General features: G+C 68.0%; 4 protein-coding genes. All 4 read right to left on the bottom strand.

Annotation, left to right across the window (positions count from 1 at the left end; translation table 11 throughout):
• Positions 1–579, bottom strand: a 579-nt coding sequence (locus tag D1825_RS00020) for an ABC transporter permease (protein ID WP_138065697.1), incomplete at its 3' end; no start/stop codon positions are given.
• Complete coding sequence (locus tag D1825_RS00015) at positions 579–2,111, bottom strand: sugar ABC transporter ATP-binding protein (protein WP_199721423.1); 1,533 nt, start codon at positions 2,109–2,111, stop codon at positions 579–581. The genes D1825_RS00020 and D1825_RS00015, both read right to left, overlap by 1 nt.
• Positions 2,112–2,125: 14 nt before the next feature.
• Positions 2,126–3,154: an ABC transporter permease gene (locus tag D1825_RS00010; protein WP_118765540.1), complete on the bottom strand. Its 1,029-nt coding sequence runs from the start codon at positions 3,152–3,154 to the stop codon at positions 2,126–2,128.
• An 83-nt stretch (positions 3,155–3,237) separates the two neighbouring features.
• Entirely contained in the window at positions 3,238–4,239 is a 1,002-nt protein-coding gene (locus D1825_RS00005; protein ID WP_118765539.1) for a sugar ABC transporter substrate-binding protein, read from the bottom strand.
• Between the last annotated feature and the right edge of the window lie 65 nt (positions 4,240–4,304).

Raw genomic sequence — 4,304 nt, 5'->3', positions numbered from 1 at the left:
CGGGTTGGCGCCCACCGCATAGACCTGGCGGCCGAAGGCCGTGTGGTTCAGCGTGACCCAGGCGGCGGCGAAGACGGCCGCGAACATCCAGATCGCCCAGGGCACACCCAGGAACTGGGCCCGCGCCAGCGACAGGATCTGGTCCTGGTAGAAGACCATGCGGGTGTTCGTGATCCACAGGGCCAGCCCGCGCCCGACGAACAGCGTCGCCAGCGTGACAATGAAGGCCGCCACCCTGAGCCGGACGATGAAGAAGGCGTTCACCAGCCCGAACAGCACCCCCACCAGCGCCATCGCCGGCACCGCCAGCAGAGGCGGCACCCCGGCCAGATGGATGCCCAGCAGCGCCACCGACAGATACATGACCGTACCCACCGACAGGTCGATGCCGGCGGTCAGCAGCACGAAGGTCATGCCGATGCCAAGGATGGCGATGTGGGAGGACTGGATGAGGATGTTGGTGAAATTCCGCGGGTCGAGGAAGCGGTCGGACAGCGTGCCGAACACGGCCAGCACGACCAGGAACAGAACGGCGGGCGCCGCGCGGAGCAGCAGCAGGCGGAGGCGGGTCCGGTCCATCAGGCGACCTCCCCGGCGCGGCGGGCCATGGCGCTTTCCAGGATGCGTTCCCCGTCGAAGGCGCCCCGCCGGTATTCCGCCTGAATCGCGCCATGGTTCATGACCAGGATGCGGTCGCACATCCCCATCAGCTCCTCCATCTCCGAGGAGATCATGAGGACGCCGGCGCCGCCGGCGACCAGGGCGTTGATGATCTTGTAGATTTCGAACTTCGCGCCGACGTCGATGCCGCGCGTCGGCTCGTCCAGGATGAAGACCCGTGGGCTCCGCAGCAGCCACTTGGCCAAAACGACCTTCTGCTGGTTGCCGCCGCTGAGCGTCTTGACCAGCGCCTGCGCCGGGTCGGCCGCGCGCAGCCGCACGCCCTGCGCCGTGCGCTCGACCTCGGCACCGAGCCGGGTCCGCTCGATGAAGCGCAGCCAGGGCGAGGCGTAATCGTCGAGCGAGGCGAGCGCCACATTGTCGACGACGCTGGCCTGCATCAGCAGCCCCTCGCCCCGCCGGTCCTCCGTCAGGAAGGCCATGCCCCGCTCCATGCAGACCGTCGGCGAGGGGCGCTCGATCACCTCCCCACCGACGGCGATGCTGCCGCTGCGGAAGGGGTCGAGCCCGAACAGGATGCGGGCCAGCTCGCTGCGTCCGGCCCCCATCAGCCCGGCAATGCCGAGCACCTCGCCCGCATGGAGCGTCAGGTCGATGTCACGGACGACGCCCGGCTGGGTCAGCCGGCGCACCTCCAGGACCGGCATGGCCGGGGGTGCTGCGGCCGAAGCGGACGCCTCGCGTTCGGGAAAGAGCTGGTCCAGCGTGCGGCCGACCATGAGGGAGATCATGCGCTCGGTCGTCATCGCCGCCCGCGGCCCGCCGCCTGCCACGGCCCCGTCGCGCAGCACCACGACCTCGTCGCACAGGCGCAGCACGTCGCCCAGCGCGTGGCTGATGTAGATCATCGCGATGCCGCGCCGGCGCAGCCGCTCGATGATGGCGAACAGCCGCTCCGCCTCGCGCGTCGTCAGCGAGGTCGTCGGCTCGTCGAAGATGATGATCTTGGCGTCGCCGCTCAGCGCCCTGGCGATCTCGACCAGCTGGCGTTCCCCCTGGCTCAGCTGGCCGAGCGGCGTGCCGGGCGGATGGCGGATGTCCACCTGCTCCAGCAGTGCCGCCGCGCGGCGGCGCAGGGCCGCGCGGTTGATGAAGGGGATGCCGGGGCCGAGCCTCGGGAAGCCGCCGATGAACAGGTTCTCCTCGATCGACAGAGTCTCGAAGAGGTTCAGTTCCTGATGGATGAAGGCGATGCCGCCGGCCCGCGCGTCGTTGGGCCCGCGCGGGTCGTAGTCCGCGCCGTCCAGCCGCATGCGGCCGCCGTCGCGCGGCAGCACGCCGCCCAGTATGTTCATCGCCGTGGACTTGCCGGAGCCGTTCTCGCCGACCAGGCCGAGCACGCAGCCAGCCTCTAGCGTGAAGGACACGCCGTGCAGCACCTCCACCCCGAAGAAGCTCTTGCGCAGGGATTCGCAGTCGAGCAGGGCCATGGATGCGTTCCCTTCTAGAGGCGGGCGGCGAAGCGGGTGCGCAGCGCGTCGATCACTGCGGCCAGCAGGATCACCGCACCCTTGATGGCGAAGACCGAGAAGAGCGACATCCCCAGCATCTTCAGGCTGGTGTCGATCAGCACCAGGAAGAGCACGCCGAACAGGGTCCAGAGGACCTTGCCCTTGCCGCCGAACAGGCTGGTCCCGCCGATCACGACCGCCCCGATGATGTCCAGCAGGATGGCCTGGCCCAGGATCGGCGTTCCCGTCTCCAGCCGTCCCGTATAGAGGATGGAGGCGACGGCGGCGCAGCCGCCGGAGATCACGAAGGCCGCCAGCACGACGCGCGGCACCGGCACGCCCGACACCGCCGCCGCTCGTCGGTTCTGCCCACAGGCGTAGAGACGCCGGCCCAGCACCGTCCGCGCGAGCAGCAGATGCGCCGCCACCCCCACCGCAAGCACGACCCAGAGCGCGTTGGGCAGGCCGCCGGCGCTCCCCTGCCCCAGCGCCACGAAGCCCGCCGGAAGGTTGGCGATGCTGCTCGTCTCGGTGTGGAAGGTCGTGTACCAGATGGCGGCGCCGGAAAAGAACATCATCGTCGTCAGCGTGACGATGAAGGCCGGCATGCCGAAACGGGTGATGCACAGCCCGTTGAAGGCGCCGATCGCAAGCCCGACCGTCAGCATGGCGGCCATGGCGCCCGGCACGGCGAGTGCCGAGCCCGCCAGATAGCCGCCGTCGCCGGTCATGACGCTGGCGCCGACCACGCTCGCCATGGCGAGGACCGAGGTCACCGACAGGTCGATGCCGGCGACGATCAGCACGAAGGTCTGGCCGATCGCGACGACCAGCAGCGGCAGCATGTCCGACAGGATGTTGCCGAGCACCTCGGCGGAGGCCATTTCCGGCACCAGCGGCAGCACCGCGACGAAATAGAGGACGCTGAGATAGAGGACCAGATATTCGGAGAAGAGAAGATGACGCAGGAGACGCCGCACAGCCGAAACCGGCGCATCGCTCCCAAGGCTCGTCGCACTCATGCCGTGACCCCGTATCGGGCGCGGGCCGGGCCTGCGCCGGTGTGTGGTAAGGGGGCCGTGCCGGGCCGGCCCCCGCCGGAGCCTCAGCCGTTCTTCTGCTTGTAGACGGTGTAGCCCCACATCCGCTCGCGCGACTGTTCCAGGTTCGCCTGGTGGATGGCGAAGCCGGGATCGAGCAGCACGCGCTCGACCGTCTTGCCGCCCTGCAGGTCGATGATGGCGTTGATCGCCAGGTCGGCCTCCTTGAACAGGTCCTGCACGCCGTCGGCGTCGAGATACTTGTCCTTCAGCAGCTCGTAGGCGGTCGCATCGCCGTCGAAGCCGCCGAAGATCACATGGTCGGGATGGCCGATGGGGTGGAACTTGTCGCGCGTCTTCATCACCTGGACGATCTGCGGGAACAGGAAGTCGGAGGAGGTGAAGAGGAAGTTGATGTCCGGGTTGGCCTGGAAGGCGTTGGTCAGGCCGGAGAAGGCGATGTCCGCGTTCCATTCCGTGGGGATGCGCGCGACGACCTCGATGATGTCCTTGTTCTTGTCCACCACGTCGAAGAAGCCGTCGCGGCGGCCGATGGCGTTGGGGTCCCCGAGGTCGCCGATCATGATGGCGGCCTTGTATTTGCCGCCCTTCTCCCGCGCGACCTTCACCATGTGATCGAGCGTCGCGTTGGTGATGCTGCGGTTGTCGGCGACGACGGCAACCGAAAAGGCCTCGGTCTTCGCCGGGGGACGGTTGAAATGCACCATCGGCACCTTGGCCTGGTTGGCCGCGCGGATCGCCGGGATGACCGCGTTGGAATCCGTCTGGACGATGATGATGCCGTCCACCTTGCGCGCCAGCATGGCGCGGACCTGCTCGAGCTGGCGGTTGTCGTCCTGGTCGGAGATCGCCTGGACCATCTGGTAGCCCCGGCGCTCCAGATCCTGCTTGATGACGTCGAGGCCGGCGACCCAGAAGGGCGAATAGAGCCCGTCGAAAAGCACGGCGATCGTCTTCTTGCCCTGTGCCCCGGCATAGACCGGCAAGCCGGCCGTACCGGCCGCGAGAAGGGCACCAAGGGTGAACTGCCGACGCGTGATCGTCATGACGTTTCCTCCCAAGTTGATGACGGGGTTTTTCCCGGCCGATTCTTACTTATGCGCTCATCATA

It is taken from the genome of Cellulomonas rhizosphaerae, assembly GCF_003470205.1.
GTDB lineage: Bacteria > Actinomycetota > Actinomycetes > Actinomycetales > Cellulomonadaceae > Cellulomonas > Cellulomonas rhizosphaerae.
This window is presented reverse-complemented; position numbering and strand designations above follow the sequence as displayed.

What these genes read in the sequence shown, in the direction of transcription:
- D1825_RS00015 (WP_199721423.1), bottom strand. Translation starts at nt 2,111, where the DNA reads ATGGCCCTGCTCGACTGCGAATCCCTGCGCAAGAGCTTCTTCGGGGTG.
- D1825_RS00010 (WP_118765540.1), bottom strand. Translation starts at nt 3,154, where the DNA reads ATGAGTGCGACGAGCCTTGGGAGCGATGCGCCGGTTTCGGCTGTGCGG.
- D1825_RS00005 (WP_118765539.1), bottom strand. Translation starts at nt 4,239, where the DNA reads ATGACGATCACGCGTCGGCAGTTCACCCTTGGTGCCCTTCTCGCGGCC.